This is a genomic window from Streptomyces sp. NPDC059740 (genome assembly GCF_042733155.1).
Taxonomy (GTDB): domain Bacteria; phylum Actinomycetota; class Actinomycetes; order Streptomycetales; family Streptomycetaceae; genus Streptomyces.
Map to the genome: position 1 here is coordinate 347,446 of NZ_JBHWGP010000004.1, position 15,380 is coordinate 362,825.

Annotated in this window: 12 protein-coding genes; 5 read left to right on the forward strand and 7 right to left on the reverse strand. The window is 73.6% G+C overall.

All coding sequences use genetic code 11. The features are described from left to right. Nucleotides 1-4: 4 nt before the first annotated feature. A complete protein-coding gene (locus ACFV3R_RS08125) occupies nucleotides 5-859 on the reverse strand; it encodes a FadR/GntR family transcriptional regulator (RefSeq protein ID WP_385577362.1) in 855 nt (284 codons plus the stop codon). 215 nt (nucleotides 860-1,074) lie between these two features. Between ACFV3R_RS08125 and ACFV3R_RS08130 the strand changes: the two genes are divergently transcribed. Together ACFV3R_RS08130 and ACFV3R_RS08135 are read left to right on the forward strand one after the other, a co-directional pair. After that, complete coding sequence (locus ACFV3R_RS08130) at nucleotides 1,075-1,578, forward strand: gluconokinase (protein WP_385577365.1); 504 nt, start codon at nucleotides 1,075-1,077, stop codon at nucleotides 1,576-1,578. A 127-nt stretch (nucleotides 1,579-1,705) separates the two neighbouring features. Further along, the gene (locus tag ACFV3R_RS08135; protein ID WP_385577368.1) at nucleotides 1,706-3,103 is read left to right on the forward strand and encodes a gluconate:H+ symporter; all 1,398 of its coding nucleotides are present in this window, start codon (nucleotides 1,706-1,708) and stop codon (nucleotides 3,101-3,103) included. 107 nt (nucleotides 3,104-3,210) lie between these two features. Here the strand turns inward: ACFV3R_RS08135 and ACFV3R_RS08140 are convergent, their stop codons facing one another. Next, a complete protein-coding gene (locus ACFV3R_RS08140; protein ID WP_385577371.1) occupies nucleotides 3,211-4,752 on the reverse strand; it encodes an FAD-dependent monooxygenase in 1,542 nt (513 codons plus the stop codon). Between the two features lie 75 nt (nucleotides 4,753-4,827). Next, on the reverse strand, nucleotides 4,828-6,399 hold the full coding sequence (locus tag ACFV3R_RS08145; protein WP_385577374.1) for an FAD-dependent oxidoreductase: 1,572 nt from the start codon (nucleotides 6,397-6,399) through the stop codon (nucleotides 4,828-4,830). Nucleotides 6,400-6,469: 70 nt separating this feature from the next. Between ACFV3R_RS08145 and ACFV3R_RS08150 the strand changes: the two genes are divergently transcribed. Then, entirely contained in the window at nucleotides 6,470-7,123 is a 654-nt protein-coding gene (locus tag ACFV3R_RS08150) for a TetR/AcrR family transcriptional regulator C-terminal domain-containing protein (RefSeq protein ID WP_385577376.1), read from the forward strand. Nucleotides 7,124-7,284: 161 nt separating this feature from the next. Here ACFV3R_RS08150 and ACFV3R_RS08155 read toward each other — a convergent pair whose 3' ends face one another. From ACFV3R_RS08155 to ACFV3R_RS08170, 4 genes are all read right to left on the reverse strand, one after another. Further along, nucleotides 7,285-8,211: a class I SAM-dependent methyltransferase gene (locus ACFV3R_RS08155; protein WP_385577379.1), complete on the reverse strand. Its 927-nt coding sequence runs from the start codon at nucleotides 8,209-8,211 to the stop codon at nucleotides 7,285-7,287. 113 nt (nucleotides 8,212-8,324) lie between these two features. Further along, on the reverse strand, nucleotides 8,325-9,473 hold the full coding sequence (locus ACFV3R_RS08160) for an acyltransferase family protein (protein ID WP_385577382.1): 1,149 nt from the start codon (nucleotides 9,471-9,473) through the stop codon (nucleotides 8,325-8,327). 356 nt (nucleotides 9,474-9,829) lie between these two features. Further along, nucleotides 9,830-11,212, reverse strand: a complete 1,383-nt coding sequence (locus tag ACFV3R_RS08165; protein WP_385577385.1) for a polysialyltransferase family glycosyltransferase — start codon at nucleotides 11,210-11,212, stop codon at nucleotides 9,830-9,832. Beyond that, nucleotides 11,212-12,189, reverse strand: a complete 978-nt coding sequence (locus ACFV3R_RS08170) for a glycosyltransferase family 2 protein (protein WP_385577388.1) — start codon at nucleotides 12,187-12,189, stop codon at nucleotides 11,212-11,214. Before ACFV3R_RS08170 ends, ACFV3R_RS08165 begins: the two co-directional genes overlap by 1 nt. Before the next feature lie 187 nt (nucleotides 12,190-12,376). Here ACFV3R_RS08170 and ACFV3R_RS08175 point away from each other — a divergent pair, with 187 nt between their 5' ends. Beyond that, entirely contained in the window at nucleotides 12,377-13,708 is a 1,332-nt protein-coding gene (locus ACFV3R_RS08175; RefSeq protein WP_385577391.1) for a DUF6716 putative glycosyltransferase, read from the forward strand. 140 nt (nucleotides 13,709-13,848) lie between these two features. Next, a complete protein-coding gene (locus ACFV3R_RS08180) occupies nucleotides 13,849-15,189 on the forward strand; it encodes a cytidylyltransferase domain-containing protein (RefSeq protein WP_385577394.1) in 1,341 nt (446 codons plus the stop codon). Nucleotides 15,190-15,380: the final 191 nt, after the last annotated feature.

The window sequence follows — 15,380 nt, forward strand, 5'->3', positions numbered from 1 at the left end:
CCGACTACGGCGCCAGCACGTCCAGTTCCGCCATCGCCCCGTGGGTGATCTCCCGGGTCAGGCTCTCGGCGCGGTCGGCGTCACCGGTGCGGACCGCCTCGGCCACCTGCACGTGGAGGGTGACGGCGGCCGGGTCGGGGTCGGTGAACATCACGTGGTGGTGGGTGCGGCCGGTGAGGACGGCAGCCACCACGTCGCCCAGCGGCGCGAACATCTCGTTGCCGGAGGCGGCCAGCACCACCCGGTGGAAGGCCATGTCGTGGACCAGGTAGGCGTCCAGCTGCTGGCCGCGGGAGGTGGCCACCATGCCCATGGCGTGCTCGGTCAGTTCGGCGCACTGGGCAGGGGTGGCGTGGTGGGCGGCCAGCCGGGCGGCGACGGGCTCCACGGCGGATCGCAGCACGGTCAACGACCTGAGCTGCCGGGGCCGGTCACGCCCCGCCAGCCGCCAGCGGATGACGCGGGGGTCGTAGACGTTCCACTCCTGCGTGGGGCAGACCGTGACGCCCACGCGGCGGCGCGAGACCACCAGCCGCATGGACTCCAGCACCCTTATGGCCTCGCGGATGACCGTGCGGGAGACCTGGAAGCGCTCCTCCAGCTCGTCGGTGCGCAGCACGCTGCCCGGCCGGTGGTCGCCGGCGGCGATGGCGGTGCCCAGTGCCTCCAGGACCCGGGCGTGGTGGCCGCCGGTGCCCTGCTCGAAGGCGAGGGGTGAGGCGGCCGGCCGGTGGGGGACGCCGGCGGCCGGTTCCGGGCCGGAGCCGGTGCCCGGGCCGTCGTGCCCGTCGCGGACGGCGGAGCCCACGGGCTGCTCCCCGGTCGTCGCGCCGGCTGGTCCGTCCACGTCCTCGTGCATGACAGAAGCCTACGTTCCGTACGCGAACAGTCCCCAGAGGCCCAATTAAGTATGACGTTTATGTCACACGGACTTGAATACGTCGTATCCATGGGCTCTAGTGGGTTGCAGAGTCCAACGACTGTCCGTGGGACTCGCACCTCGCTGACCACGCGAAATCCGGGCCGGCGTGGACCGGAACAGAGATCGTGTAGAGAGACAGCGAGGTCTCAGGGATGAGTAACGCCCACGTCATCGCCGTGATGGGTGTCGCCGGTACCGGCAAGACGACGATCGGCCCCCTCGTGGCGGAAGCGCTGGGCGTGCCCTACGCCGAGGGTGACGACTTCCACCCGCCCGCCAACGTCGCCAAGATGTCCGCCGGCACCCCGCTGGACGACGCCGACCGCGCCCCCTGGCTGGACGCCATCGGCGCCTGGGCCCACGAGCGTGCCGGCCACGGCGGCGTCGTGAGCTGCTCGGCGCTCAAGCGCGACTACCGGGACCGGCTGCGCAAGGCCGCCCCCGGCATCCTCTTCCTCCACCTGACCGGCAGCCGTGAGCTCATCGAGGGCCGGATGGCCGAGCGCAAGGGCCACTTCATGCCCACCGCGCTCCTCGACTCGCAGTTCGCCACCCTCGAACCGCTCGGCCCCCACGAGGCGGGCGTCGAGGTGGACGTCGCCGGCACCCCGCAGGAGATCGCCGCGCGCGCCGTCGAAGCGCTCCGCGACAGGTAGCAGACCCCCGACGGCACGGCCCGCCCCGCAGCAGCAGGGCTGAGCCCGTCGTACCCGCACTCCGGCCGAGGTCCCTCGCGCCGGCCCCCGCCCCCCGTCAACCCACCACCACGCAAGGGGAAGCGCCGTGACCCATCTCAACGTCGAGATGTCGGCAGCGGACGCCGCCGCGTCGATCACCTCGGCCGGCCACGCCCAGCTCGGCATAGCAGCGCTCGCCGGCATAGCCGTCATCGTCCTGCTCATCACCAGGTTCAAGCTGCACGCCTTCCTGGCCCTGACCATCGGGTCCCTGGTCCTGGGCGCCGTCGCGGGCGCCCCGCTGGACAAGGTCATCACCAGCTACACCTCGGGCATCGGCGACACCGTCGCCAGCACCGGCGTGCTGATCGCGCTGGGAGCCGTCCTCGGCAAGCTGCTCGCGGACTCCGGCGGCGCCGACCAGATCGTCGACACCATCCTCGCCAAGTCCAGCAGGCGGGCCATGCCGTGGGCGATGGTGCTCATCGCCGGACTCGTGGGTCTGCCGCTCTTCTTCGAGGTCGGCATCGTCCTGCTGATCCCGGTGGTGCTGCTGGTCGCCAAGCGCGGCAACTTCTCGCTGGTCCGCGTCGGCATCCCGGCGCTGGCCGGCCTCTCGGCCATGCACGGCTTCGTGCCGCCGCACCCCGGCCCGCTCGCCGCGATCTCCGCCATCCACGCGAACCTCGGCGTCACCCTGGCGCTCGGCGTCCTCGTCGCTGTGCCCACCGCGATCATCGCCGGCCCGCTGTTCAGCCGGGTCGCCGCCCGCTGGGTGGACGTGCGCGCCCCCGAGCACATGGTTCCCGAGCGCCCCTCGGAGCAGCTGGAGCGCCGCCCCGGCTTCGTCGCGACGATCGTGACCGTGCTGCTGCCGGTCGTGCTGATGCTCGCCAAGGCCCTCGTCGACATCGGCGTGGACGACCCGCACAACGCGGCGCAGCGCATCGCCGACGTGGTGGGCGCCCCCATGGTGGCCCTGCTCGTCGCCGTCGTCGTCGGCATCTTCACCCTCGGCCGGGCCGCCGGCTTCGGCCGTGACCGGATCGCCACGACCGTCGAGAAGTCCCTGATGCCCATCGCCGGCGTGCTGCTCATCGTCGGCGCGGGCGGCGGCTTCAAGCAGACGCTGGTGGACGCCGGCGTCGGCCAGATGATCCTGGACGTCACCAAGGGCTGGCACATCTCCGCCATCCTGCTGGGCTGGCTCATCGCCGTCTGCATCCGCCTGGCCACCGGCTCGGCGACCGTCGCGACGATCTCCGCCGCCGGCCTGGTCGCGCCGCTGGCGGCCGACATGTCCAGCGCGCACACCGCCCTGCTGGTCCTCGCCGTCGGCGCCGGCTCGCTGTTCTTCAGCCACGTCAACGACGCCGGGTTCTGGCTGGTCAAGGAGTACTTCGGGATGAACGTCGGGCAGACGGTCAAGACCTGGTCCCTGATGGAGACCATCATCTCCGTCGTCTCTCTGCTGTTCCTGCTGCTGCTCTCGCTCGTCTTCTGACCCCGGCCCGGTCACACCGCGCCGCGGCCGAGGGCTGACGGGAGCGAGGAGCCACGAGGGGCACCGCCTGCGGGCGGTGCCCCTCTTCCCGTTGTGTGCCAGCCCGCTCAGGCCACTGCCGCTCCCCGCCCCACTCCGGTGCTGTGGAGTGCGGTGGTGAGGTCGTGGGGGGTGAGGGTGGGGGCGGCGGTGTGGAGGTAGCCGTCGGGGCGGATGAGGAAGTGGCCGGTGGGGGCGTAGGCGGTGGTGGCGTGGTGGTGGGGGTCGAGGAGGTCGGGGTGGGGGCCGCCGATGCGGATGGTGCGCAGGCGGGGGTCGGTGTGGTGGGGGGTGGGGGTGTCGCCGAGGGTGAGGAGGGTGAAGTGGGGGCCGCGGTAGGTGTCGAAGAGGGTGCGGGGCCGGCCGTCGGGGGTGGTGAGGGGGGCGTCGGGTGCGCGGTCGCCGGCGCGCAGGGCGTCCTCGGGCAGGCCGGTGCGGCGCTCGTCGGCCAGCGGCCCGTCGCCGTACCCGATCCCGAGCTGGCGCAGCTCCTTGTCCCGCTGCCAGGACTGCGTCATGTGCAGGTGGCTGCTGATCTCCAGCACCCGCGCCGCCACCGGCAGCCGCTCGGCCTCGTAGGTGTCCAGGAGCGCCTCGCCGACGCCGTGCCGGAGCACCGCCGCCAGCTTCCAGCCGAGGTTGTAGGCGTCCTGCACCCCGGTGTTCAGGCCCTGCCCGCCCGCCGGCGAGTGCACGTGCGCGGCGTCACCGGCCAGCAGGACCCGGCCGACGCGGAACCGCTCGGCCATCGCCGCCCGCGGCCGGAACGCCGAGACCCAGCGCACCTGCGTGACCTGGTCCGCGGTGAGGTCGGTCAGGTCGGCGAGCGCGGCGCGCACCCCCTGTGGGGTGACCTCCCACTCCTTCGACGCGTCGGTGGCGACGGCCACGGCCTGGAAGAGGCCGGTGCCGGCGAGCGGCTTGAGGGCCGCGCCGCCCAGCGGTGAGGAGCGCCACATGTGCCACCGGTCCTCGGACAGACCCGGGACCGCCACGTCCGCGACGAACGCCGGCATCGCCTCGGTCAGCGCACCGGGCACCATCGCCATGCCGAGGCCCGCGCGGACCGTGCTGCGCCCGCCGTCGGCCCCCACCACGTACCGGGCGCGGACCGTGTGCTCAGCGCCCCCGGCCGCCAGGCGCACGGTCACCCCCTCCGCGTCCTGTGCGAGCGACTCCACCCGCGTCCCGAAGACCACCTCGCCGCCCAGCTCGCGCAGTCTGCGGTACAGCTCCTCCTGCGTACGCCACTGCGGCACCAGCAGCGGCTCGGGCCACGGCACGTCCGGGGTTGCCGGGGTCGGCTCGCTCAACGCGACCTCCCTGACCACCCGGCCGCCCTCCCAGATCGCCCTGGGCGGGTAGGGGCCGCCGACGGTCAGCAGCGCGTCGAGCACCCCGAGATCCGCCAGCACCTCCTGGGTGCGCGGCTGGAGCCCGGTCCCCCGCGAACCGGGGGCGAGGCCGTCGCCCTGCTCCACCACCAGCGGACGCAGGCCGTGACGCACCAGGTCGACGGCGAGGACGAGGCCGGTGGGGCCCGCCCCGACGACCAGCACGTCGGTGGCCCGAGGGAGGGCGGGGGCGGTGGTCCGGGTCGGGTGCGTCATGAGAATTCCCTTCGGTGTCGGGGGTGGTGGAGGTGTGGCGGGGCCCGCACAAGGGGCGTCGCCGGGCCCGGGTCCTCAGCGGACGGTCGCGACCGGCGCCGACCCGGTGGTGTGGAGTGCGGTGGTGAGGTCGTGGGGGGTGAGGGTGGGGGCGGCGGTGTGGAGGTAGCCGTCGGGGCGGATGAGGAAGTGGCCGGTGGGGGCGTAGGCGGTGGTGGCGTGGTGGTGGGGGTCGAGGAGGTCGGGGTGGGGGCCGCCGATGCGGATGGTGCGCAGGCGGGGGTCGGTGTGGTGGGGGGTGGGGGTGTCGCCGAGGGTGAGGAGGGTGAAGTGGGGGCCGCGGTAGGTGTCGAAGAGGGTGCGGGGCCGGCCGTCGGGGGTGGTGAGGGGGGCGTCGGGTGCGCGGTCGCCGGCGCGCAGGGCGTTCTCGGGCAGGCCGGTGCGGCGCTCGTCCGCCAGCGGCCCGCCCGGGTAGCCCACGTCGAGCTGGTTCAGCTCCCGGCCGCGGCGCAGGATGCGCGTGCGGTGCAGGTGCGAGCTGCGCGTCAGAATGTCCTCGGCCACCGGGCGCCGCTCGGCCTCGTAGGTCTCCAGCAGCGCCTCGTCCACCCCGTGGCGCAGCACCGCCGCCAGCTTCCAGCCGAGGTTGTAGGCGTCCTGCACGCTGGTGTTGAGGCCGAAGCCGCCGGCGGGGGAGTGGATGTGCGCGGCGTCGCCGGCCAGCAGGACCCGGCCGGCGCGGAACCGCTCGGCGAGCGCCGCCCTCGGGGAGAAGGCGGAGACCCAGTCCACGGCGGCCAGCCGGTCGGGGGTGAGGGTGCTGAACCGTTCTACGTGGCCGCGCAGTCCGGCCAGTGACAGGTCGGGGCCACCGTCGGCGGTGAGCGGCACGTCCCCCTCCCGCTGGTAGGAGACCAGTTGCCACCGGTCCCCTTCGCCCAGGGGCAGCAGCGCGAACATGCCGCCCGTGGAGTGGCGCCACTGGTGCCAGTGGCCCGCGTCCAGGCCGCTGACCCGGACGTCGGCGACCACGCCCGTGCCCACGCCCAGGCCGTGCCCGGTCATCCCCACGCCGAGCGCCCGCCGCACGGTGGACCGGCCGCCGTCGGTCCCCACCAGGTAGGCGGCCCGCACGGTCCGGGGTGCGCCGTGGCGGTCAAGACGCGCCGAGACGCCCTCCCCGTCCTCGGTCCAGTCCACCAGCGAGGTGGCGAAGGCGACCTCGCCGCCCAGCTCGCGCAGCCGCCCGTACAGCGCCTGAAGGGTGCGGTCCTGCGGGATGCGCAGGGTGTTCGAGTACGGCACGGACGGTGACGGGTCCACCTGCTCGATCAGCGTCTCCTCGCCGGTGGGCCGCCCGTCCACCCAGACGGCCGCCGGCGGGTAGGGCCGGGCCCACTCGTTGATCGCCGGGAGTACGCCCAGGTCGTCGTAGACCTCCTGGGTGCGGGGCTTGAGGCCGGTGCCGCGGGCTCCGGGGGCGAGCCACGCGTCCCGTTCGACCAGCAGCGCGCGGACACCGTGCCGGGCCAGGTCCACGGCGAGCGTCAGACCGGCGGGGCCCGCCCCGACGATCAGGACGTCCACCGCCGGAGGGAGTGCGGCGGCCGGCGGCGTGGTGCGGCCCGCGGGAAGAGGGGAGGTCATGACGCACTCCTTAACAACGTTAAATCGCCGATGTGGACGAGAGTGGCCTTAACGCGGTTAAGTTGTCAACATGGCAGCACGCATCGACCGGACACGAGTGGCCGAGACGGCCCTGCGGCTACTGAACGAGGTCGGCCTCGAAGGGCTGACCCTGCGCCGCATCGCCAAGGAGCTGGACGTCCAGGCCCCGGCCCTGTACTGGCACTTCAAGAACAAGCAGGAACTGCTGGACGAGATGGCGACCGAGATGCTGCGCCGGATGGTGGTGCAGGAGTGGGCGAGGCCGGCGTCCCAGCCGTGGCGGGAGCTGCTGCGCTCCTCCGCCCGCGGACTCCGCCGCCACCTGCTCTCCTACCGCGACGGCGCACGGGTCTTCGGCGGCACCCGCCTCACCGCGCCCGTCCACGTCGAGGCCCAGGAGCGGGCCCTGCGCATCCTGGTCGACGCCGGGCTGACCGTCGAGCAGGCCGCCCGGGCCTGGACGACCGTCGCCAACTACACCACCGCCGCCGCCGTCGAGGAGCAGTCGATCCACCCCGACCCCGCGGCGCCCGACCACCGCGACCCGGCCTACGACCTGGAGCGGCGCAGGGCCTCGCTGGAGTCGGAGTACCCGCTGGCGGCCCGGGCCGGCGACGTGATCTTCGAGGACACCGCGGCGACCTTCGAGGAGAGCCTGGAGCTGATCATCGCCGGGATCGCGGCCCGCTACGGCCTGGAGTGAGCAGGGCGCCGGTGCCGGGCGCAGGGGAACGCCCGGGCCTCCGCCGCCACCCGGCCCGCTTGCCGGGGCCCCCGGACCGCGACCTGTGAGACACCTCCGGGCCGGCGCCCTGGCGGATGCCGGCCCGGAGCCGGTACGGGCCCGCTGACGGGCCGGGACGATCAGCCGCGGCCGTTCGCGGCCCGCCGGGCCGCGCGAGAGCGCCGCACCGCCCGCGTCACCACCGGCGGCAGCAGGTCCGCGGCCACCCGCCGTGCCGCCCCGCGCCCACGCGCCGGGCCCCCCGGCGCCGCGGGACGGAGGGCGGGCACCGGTGCGGGCTCCCCGGTGGCGTGCCGGGACTGCGGGAACGCCGGTGCCGCCAGTCCCTTCGACTTCAGCCGGACGAGGCGGTGCCCGGCCGCCTGCTGCACGCTGAGGTGGCAGTCGGCGCGCCCCCGGAACCGCTCGATGAGCTCGTCCTGCATCGCGGTGGGGTCGTCCCAGGTGGCGTACAGCTTCTGGGTGCTCAGGCACACCGGCCGCAACCCCCGGACCAGCACCGCCTCCCAGGCGGCCACGGCCACGCCCGGGGTGTGCTCGGAGCGGAAGTCGTCCAGGACCACCACGCCGCCGGGGCGCAGCACCTCGCGGGCGGCGGTGATGTCCTGGTGTACGTGCTCGTAGAGGTGGGAGCCGTCGACGTGGACGAAGCGGCAGGAGCCGGCGGCGACCGCGCCGGGGACGAGGGAGCTGGGGCCCTGGAGCACCCGGGGCAGTTCCTGGTGGAAGGCCAGGTAGTTGGCCTCGAACGCAGCGCGGGTGAGCGCGGAGTAGGACTTGGTCGACTCCGCCCTGTTCGCCTCGTCGGGGGCCTTTCCCTCGAAGAGGTCGCAGACGGTGAAGGACTCGCCGTCCTGGAGGTGGCGGCCCGCGAAGATGGCGCTCTTGCCGAGGAAGACGCCTATCTCCAGCAGGTCGCCGCGCAGACCGCGGGCCTCCTGCCGGTCGAGGGTCCACTCGAAGAGGACCTGGTCGAGCGGCGGGAACCAGCCGCGTACGTCGTTCAGTTCGCGAGGACGCTGCGCCGGGAGGGGTGCGGTGGTCATGCGGGAACCTTCGGAAGGAGGGATGGTGCCTGTCCTGGTATCTCGGTGGGGGTGGGTCGGTGCGTACGGGGGCGGCAGCGCGCCGCCCCCGTCGTGTCCTGCGGGAGCCGTCCTCAACGCGTCGGCCGGACGGGTGGGTTGAGCGCCTTGCGCAGGCGTGGTGTGAGCGGGCGCTCCACGAAGCGGTGGATCAGCCAGGCCGCCGCCAGCATCAGCGCCAGGCAGGTCGGCAGCGTCAGAGCCGAGGGGAGGTGCAGGCGCTGGTGGAGGACGCCGACCGCCACCCAGCCCAGGTGCTCGTGGATCAGGTAGAAGGGGTAGGTGAGGGCCCCGGCCACGCTCAGCCACCGCCAGTTCACCCGGTCCAGCCGCCGGGTCGCGACGAGCGCCACCGCCACGAAGCCGAAGGTGACCACCGCGATGATTCCGAGGGCGGAGCGGTAGGAGAAGGCGTGGGTGGTGCGCGGGTGCCACAGGTCGGCCATCACGAAGTGCTGGCCCAGCAGCCAGCTCACGCCGACCACGACCCAGGCGGACCAGTCGCGGGCGCCGAACCGGTGGACCAGGTAGAGCCCGATCCCGCCGACGAAGAACGGCGCGTACTGCGGCATCAGCACCACCTGAAGCGTCTGCGAGCCACCGGCCTGCGCGAGGACCGAGGCCAGCGTCCACCCGCCGCAGAACATCAGCACCCGCGACCGGTTGGCCCCCGGCAGCACCACGCACAGCGCGAACAGCAGGTAGAAACGGCCCTCCGCCCACAGCGTCCAGCACACCCCCAGCACCCGGTCGGCGCCGACCGGCATCTGGAGCATCGTCAGGTTGGTGAGCAGGTCGCTGGGGCTCACCGCCCGGTAGGCCACCCACGGCAGCGCGAAGACCGCGGTGACCAGCAGCACCGCCAGCCAGTAGGCCGGGAAGAGCCGAGAGAACCGGGAGGCGGCGAAGGCCCGCACGGTCCGGCCCCAGCCGCTCATGCAGATCACGAAGCCGCTGATGACGAAGAAGACCTGGACGCCCAGGCAGCCGTAGGCGAAGTAGGAGGAGGCCGTCGGGAACTGCCCGGCGGGCGAGCCGCCCCAGGCCTGCGCTATCTCCCCGTCCCGGCCCCCGTAGTGGTACAGCGCCACCATCAGCGCCGCCAGGAGCCGCAGCCCGTCCAGGGCCCGCAGTCGCGCCGGCGCGGGGCGCGCCGTGACCGCCGGGCCGCCCCGGACGGGCTCCGCTATGACGGGGGTGGTGGGTGTGGCCTGCAGCGTCAACGGGACTCCTGGTGCGTGCGGGCCCGGCTCGCGCCGGGGCGGTGGGCCTTCCGGAACGGCACGGCGGGTCCTGCGACGCGGACGGGGACGCCGCGGACGGGCCGTGCTCGCTGTGGTGGGGCACAACGCGGGTCGGGCCGGAGGACGCCCGGGGTGAACAGGCGTACGGGAAGCGTGGCGAAGCCGGGTGAACACCGGGCAACGCGTCGGTGAGCGGGGAGCGGCGGCCCCGCAGCAGCCCCAGCACAACCCGGGCGCCGCCGCCGTGCACCGGCGGCCCGGAACGCACACACCCCCCGGCCGCCGGGAAGGGGCCAGGGGGTGCGGGAAACGCGGGAGGAGCGGGCCGGGCGGGCTCAGGAGAACGCCGCCCGCTTCTTCAGCCGCCGCTGTACCGCACGGGCCCGCCGCGCCATCGCGCGCACCGTCTGGTTGCGGGGGATGAACGCCAGCTGTGCGGGGATCGCACCCGGCAGCCCCAGCACCGTCAGACGGCGCCGTTTGAAGTAGCGCCAGGTCCGCTGGGTGAGGTGGGCGGCCAGGTAGCGCTCCGCCGCGGGGCGCAGGTTCGGGTAGATCTGGTGCTGCATGGCGTAGCCCACCGCCTCCAGCAACCCGGTCAGCTCCGCCACCCCCGTCGGCGCGGGCTGCGCGGTGGGCTCCGCCGCCAGGTCGGGCACGAGCGCGTCGACGATGGTCACCGGCACCCGGTTGCTGTTCTCGTACGGGGCGAGCCGCTCCAGCAGCATGTCGGTGCCCAGCCGCGCCGTCGGCAGGTCGTAGAAGGCGCTCGCGGTGAGCAGCGCGGTGGAGAAGCAGCCGACCACCAGTGCGGGCCGGGCACGCTCGTAGACCACCTCGGCCAGCACGGGGACGTCCAGGACGGTGAGCCGCACACCCAGCTTCTCCGCCTCCGCCTCCAGGCGGCGGGAGAACCGTGCCGGAGCCGAGGGGTGGGGCTTGAAGACGACGTCCCGGTGGCCGCGGGCGAGGGCGCCGCGCAGCATCGACAGGTGCAGCTCCTCCTCTTCCTCCGCGGTGAGGATGGAGAGCGCCGAGAGGTACTGGCCCAGCAGCAGCGCCGCACCCTCCCGCACCCCGGAGAGTTCGGGGGAGGCGGTCGTGATCTCGCCCAGCACCTTCAGGAAGGTCCCGGTCGCCACGGTGCGGGCCGGCACGTCGAACTCGGTGAGCAGCAGCGGGCGCAGGCCCGGGACCAGGTCGAGGTGGAGCAGGCCGTCGACGCGGGTGCCCACCAGCGGGTCCAGCTTGTTGCGGGTGGGGCCGTAGCTCATCAGCCCGTCCGCGTAGACCGTCACGGGTGCGCCGGTGAAGATCTGGCAGACCGCGAGCGCGGGGTTGACCTGGAGGGACTCCACCACGAGTTCGACGGGGTCGTCCCCGAGGCCCCAGGTCAGCCGCAGGTACCGCTCCCAGAGCACGACGTCGTCCGGGCGCGGGCCCCAGCCCCCGGGGTGGAACGGGCTGATCGTCTCGTTCCACGAGCGGATCTCGTCGAACCGGCCGCGCAGCTCCTGGAACCCCGCCATCTCCGTCAGTCCGGGCGTGGTCTCCGGCGTCGCCGCGTTGTTGCACACCAGCAGCAGCCGGCGGTCCGCGGCGGGCAGCGCCTCGTCGTCCAGGGCGGCGGCGAGGGTCGCGGCGCCGTACAGCGTGGAGGCCAGCAGGATCTGGGTGCGGCGGGGAGCGCTCGGCGCACCGGGGGACGTCGCGGACATCAGGCAGCCACCTCCGCGGTGACCGGGCGCCGCCGCAGGCGACGGAGGCGCGAGGCCCGCTGGAGGTCCATCGAATTCAATGCGTCTTCCAACACGCTCTGCGGCATCCGTTTCATGGCGGCGGCACTCATGGACTTCAGCGCACGGGCCACGCGGGGCTCGAATCGCTCCATGGTGCCCAAGTGATGGGAGATGATCGCACAGTACGTACGAACGGCTTTCGGCAACAGATGTTCGGCGTTCGGGTCCTTGGACGTCTCCTCGATCACCTGGTCGAATGCGCGGATGAAGTCGAGCTGTCGCACGTCACCGATCTGGGTGAGTGACGAGGCGACGCCGCGACGGTAATAGACGCCGAGCAGACCGACCACCGCCATCGATTTCGCCTCACGGTGCAGCCGCCAGATCCACGGCCGGTCCTCCGCCGTGCGCAGCCCGTCCTTGAAGTGCAGTACACCGTCGTCAAGAAGTCGCCGGTGATAGATGCCGGCCCAGGCGTACGCATAGTCCACCGAGGTGGAACGGGTGGCCGGCAGAATCAGGTCGCGCGGATTCAGTACGACGCCGCGCCGACCGTGCGGGACGCGGTGCACCGCCCTGGCGCGCGCCGTGCACTGCACATGGTCGGTGCGGACGAAGTCGCAGTTCAGGGACTCGATGGCGGCGAGGAGATCGGTGTAGTACCCCGGCGCGAGCCAGTCGTCGCCGTCCAGGAAGGTGACGTACTCACCGCTCGCGGCGTCGAGGCCGGTGTTCCGCGCGGTGGCCAGTCCGCCGTTCTTCTCGTGCCGCAGGACTCGTACACCTGGGAGATCTTGTCGCGCGCGTTCGAGGATGTGCGGCGTCTCGTCGCGGGAACAGTCGTCGACAAAGAGGAATTCCATGTCGTCGCGGGCGTTTGCTGCCAGACTTCTGAGAGTGTCGGGCGCATATGACTGCACGTTGTAGAACGGCACGATGACCGAGAGCTTAACCACTCTGGTGATGTTAGGCGTCACTCCGGCGGAAGTCATGGACTGAAACCGTCGTACGGGTGAATCGCACATGGCCAAAGGGTGAACCGCCCTGTTCGGCTTGCCGGTTCGTCTATGGTCGACCTGTTGTTAACCTGCTGTTGCGCCCCAGTTGGTCCGCCGCACTCACACCCTTCCTAGGTTCATCGACGTGCCATCACGTACCACTTCTCAGCCGCGGGTCGCCGTACTCGCCGATTCGGACACCCGATGGAAATGGGGCGCTTCGACGGCGTACCGACTCCAGCCGGACGCCCGACTGGACGGCTTCCTCCTCCGTGGCCGCGCGACCCCCACGGTCCGCCAACTCGACGAGGTCGGAGCCCGCGCGGACACGCTGCGGGAGATCCGTGCCGTCGACTTCGCCAGGACCGTCGACCGCACGGCCTACGACGTCGTGGTGCTCGCCTGCGTCGGCGGCGGGGTGCAGGCCGTCCTGCACGGACTCGCCCACGCCTGGCGCGGCGCCGCCCGCCGCCCCGTGGTGGTCACCGGCTACGTCGGCGTGGTCTACGAGAAGCTGGCCGACGGCCTGCTGCTCCGCCACGGCGCCGACGTCGTCCTCGCCAACTCCGCACACGACGCGGACCGGTTCCGCGAGGTCTACCGCGGCGTCGGCGCCGACGAGAGCTGCGTGGTCGAGTGCGCCCTGCCCTTCCTCGGCGGTGCCCCCCACACCGGGCGCCAGGGCCGCTACACCGTCGTCTTCGCCGCTCAGCCCTCCGTCCCCGAGAACCGCACCGACCGCACCTACCTGCTGGAGCGCGCGGCCGAGCACGCCCGCCGCCACCCCGAGCGGGACGTGCTGGTCAAGCTGCGCAGCAAGCCGGGGGAGCACACCACCCACATCGAGGAACTCCCCTACCAGAAGCTCGCGCAGCGCCTCCCCGGCGGGCTTCCCGACAACTGCCGCCTGGTGTACGGGAACATGGGCGAGGTCCTGGACTCCACCGACCTGATGGTCACCGTCAGCTCCACCGCGGCCCTGGAGTCGCTGCACCGCTCCATCCCCACCGCGGTCCTCACCGACCTCGGCATCCGCGAGGCGCTCGGCAACCACCACTTCCTCGGCTCCGGCTGCCTCGCCTCCTGGGACCAACTCGACGCCGGCCACGAACCGGTGGCCGACCCGGCATGGGTGGCCCGCCAGGGCGTCGCCCCCGCTGCGGCGGACGGCCAGAGCCCCTACGCCACCGCCTTCGACGCCGCCCGCGACCGCGTCACCGAGCTGGTCGCCGCCGCCGAACTTCCGCCCCCGCACCCCTACTACACCGACCGCACGGCCCCCGGCTACCTGCCCGGCATCCTGGCCCGCCACGGCTTCGCGCCCGACGGCTCCGTCCTGCCCGGCCACACCGAGGAGACCGGGACCGGCGGACTGCGCCGCATCGCCCGCCAGACGGTGCGGGAGGCCGCCCGCGGCGCCTACCGCCACGGCGTGCAGCGCGTCGCCCCCGCCATCCGCCGCTGGGGCCAGCTGTGAGTGCCCCCCACCCCCACCGGGGCACGGCCCCGCAGGCCCCGCGTCCGGGACGACCGGAGCCCGCGAACCGCCGCACCGCCCCGCACGCCCCCACTCCGCCGGACGCCACCGGCGACCACCCGCCCCAGAAGGAGTCCGCCATGCCGTCCGCAGAGCCGCCCGGCAGGCCCACCGTCCTCGCCGTCATCCCCGCCCGCGGCGGTTCCAAGGGGGTGCCCGCCAAGAACCTCGCCGTGGTCGGCGGCGTACCGCTGGTCGCCCGCGCGGTCCGCGCCTGCCGCGCCGCGCAGCTCGTCACCGACGTCGTGGTCTCCACCGACGACGAGGCCATCGCCGCGGCCGGCCGCCACGCGGGGGCCGGTGTGGTCCGCCGCCCCGGCACCATCGCCGGCGACAAGTCGCCGAGCGAGGCCGCGGTGCTGCACGCCATGGACGCCTACGAGCGCGAGCACGGCCGCCCCGTGGACGCCGTCCTCCTCGTCCAGTGCACCAGCCCCTTCATCACCCCCGGCGACCTCGACGGGGTGGCCGCCGCGGTGACCGAGGGCGAGGCGGAGAGCGCCCTGACCGTCGCGCCCTTCCACGGCTTCGTCTGGCGGGAGGAGGCCGAGGCCGCCAGGGTCCCGGCCGCCGCCTCCGGCGTCCCCGCGGCCCGCGCCGGGCACGCCGGTGCCGAGAGCGTGGGCGTCGCGGCGGCCGAGGTCGTCGAGGAGGCCGAGGCCGCCACGGTCACCGCCACGGTGCCCGCGCCCAGCGGCGGCTGGGGCGTCAACCACGACAAGTCCTTCCGCCCCATGCGGCAGGACCGCCCGCAGGACCTCCTGGAGACCGGCGCCGTCTACGGCATGCGCGCCACCGGCTTCCGCGAGGCCGGGCACCGCTTCTTCGGCCGCACCGAGCTGGTCCGCACCGACCCGGCCCGCGTCCTGGAGATCGACGACCCGCACGACCTGGCCCGGGCCCGCGCCCTCGCCCCGCTGCTGGACGGCCCCGAGGCCGCGGCGCTCCCCACCCGTGAGGACGTGGACGCGATCGTCCTCGACTTCGACGGCACCCAGACCGACGACCGGGTCCTCATCGACGCCGACGGCCGGGAGTTCGTCACCGTCCACCGCGGCGACGGGCTGGGGATCGCCGCCCTGCGCCGCACCGGCGTCCCGCTGCTGATCCTCTCCACCGAGGTCAACCCGGTGGTGGCGGCCCGTGCCCGCAAGCTGAAGATCCCCGTCCTGCACGGCATCGACCGCAAGGACGCCGCCCTCAAGCAGTGGTGCGACGAGCAGGGGATCAGCCCCGAGCGGGTCCTCTACGTCGGCAACGACGCCAACGACCTGCCCTGCTTCGAACTGGTCGGGTGGCCCGTGGCCGTCGGCAGCGCCCACGACGTGGTGCGCGGCGCGGCGCGCGCGGTGACCACCCGGGCCGGCGGCGACGGCGCCGTCCGGGAGATCGCCTCCTGGCTCCTCGGCCCGTCCCTGTAGAACCCCGGCCGACCACCCGGCCGGCGCGGTGCACGACCGCGAGTCCCCCGACCCCCAGCAACCGTCCCCGACGCGACCCACCCCGGCACCGCCACCCCGGCACACCGGCCGGCGGTGACGGCCCTCCCGGCACCCGCCCGCACGACAGGCCGAGACCTCGTCCCGTCTGCGACTCCGCCACGACGACCCGT

What these genes read in the sequence shown, in the direction of transcription:
- ACFV3R_RS08125 (WP_385577362.1), bottom strand. Translation starts at nt 859, where the DNA reads ATGCACGAGGACGTGGACGGACCAGCCGGCGCGACGACCGGGGAGCAG.
- ACFV3R_RS08130 (WP_385577365.1), top strand. Translation starts at nt 1,075, where the DNA reads ATGAGTAACGCCCACGTCATCGCCGTGATGGGTGTCGCCGGTACCGGC.
- ACFV3R_RS08140 (WP_385577371.1), bottom strand. Translation starts at nt 4,752, where the DNA reads ATGACGCACCCGACCCGGACCACCGCCCCCGCCCTCCCTCGGGCCACC.
- ACFV3R_RS08145 (WP_385577374.1), bottom strand. Translation starts at nt 6,399, where the DNA reads ATGACCTCCCCTCTTCCCGCGGGCCGCACCACGCCGCCGGCCGCCGCA.
- ACFV3R_RS08150 (WP_385577376.1), top strand. Translation starts at nt 6,470, where the DNA reads ATGGCAGCACGCATCGACCGGACACGAGTGGCCGAGACGGCCCTGCGG.
- ACFV3R_RS08155 (WP_385577379.1), bottom strand. Translation starts at nt 8,211, where the DNA reads ATGACCACCGCACCCCTCCCGGCGCAGCGTCCTCGCGAACTGAACGAC.
- ACFV3R_RS08165 (WP_385577385.1), bottom strand. Translation starts at nt 11,212, where the DNA reads ATGTCCGCGACGTCCCCCGGTGCGCCGAGCGCTCCCCGCCGCACCCAG.
- ACFV3R_RS08180 (WP_385577394.1), top strand. Translation starts at nt 13,849, where the DNA reads ATGCCGTCCGCAGAGCCGCCCGGCAGGCCCACCGTCCTCGCCGTCATC.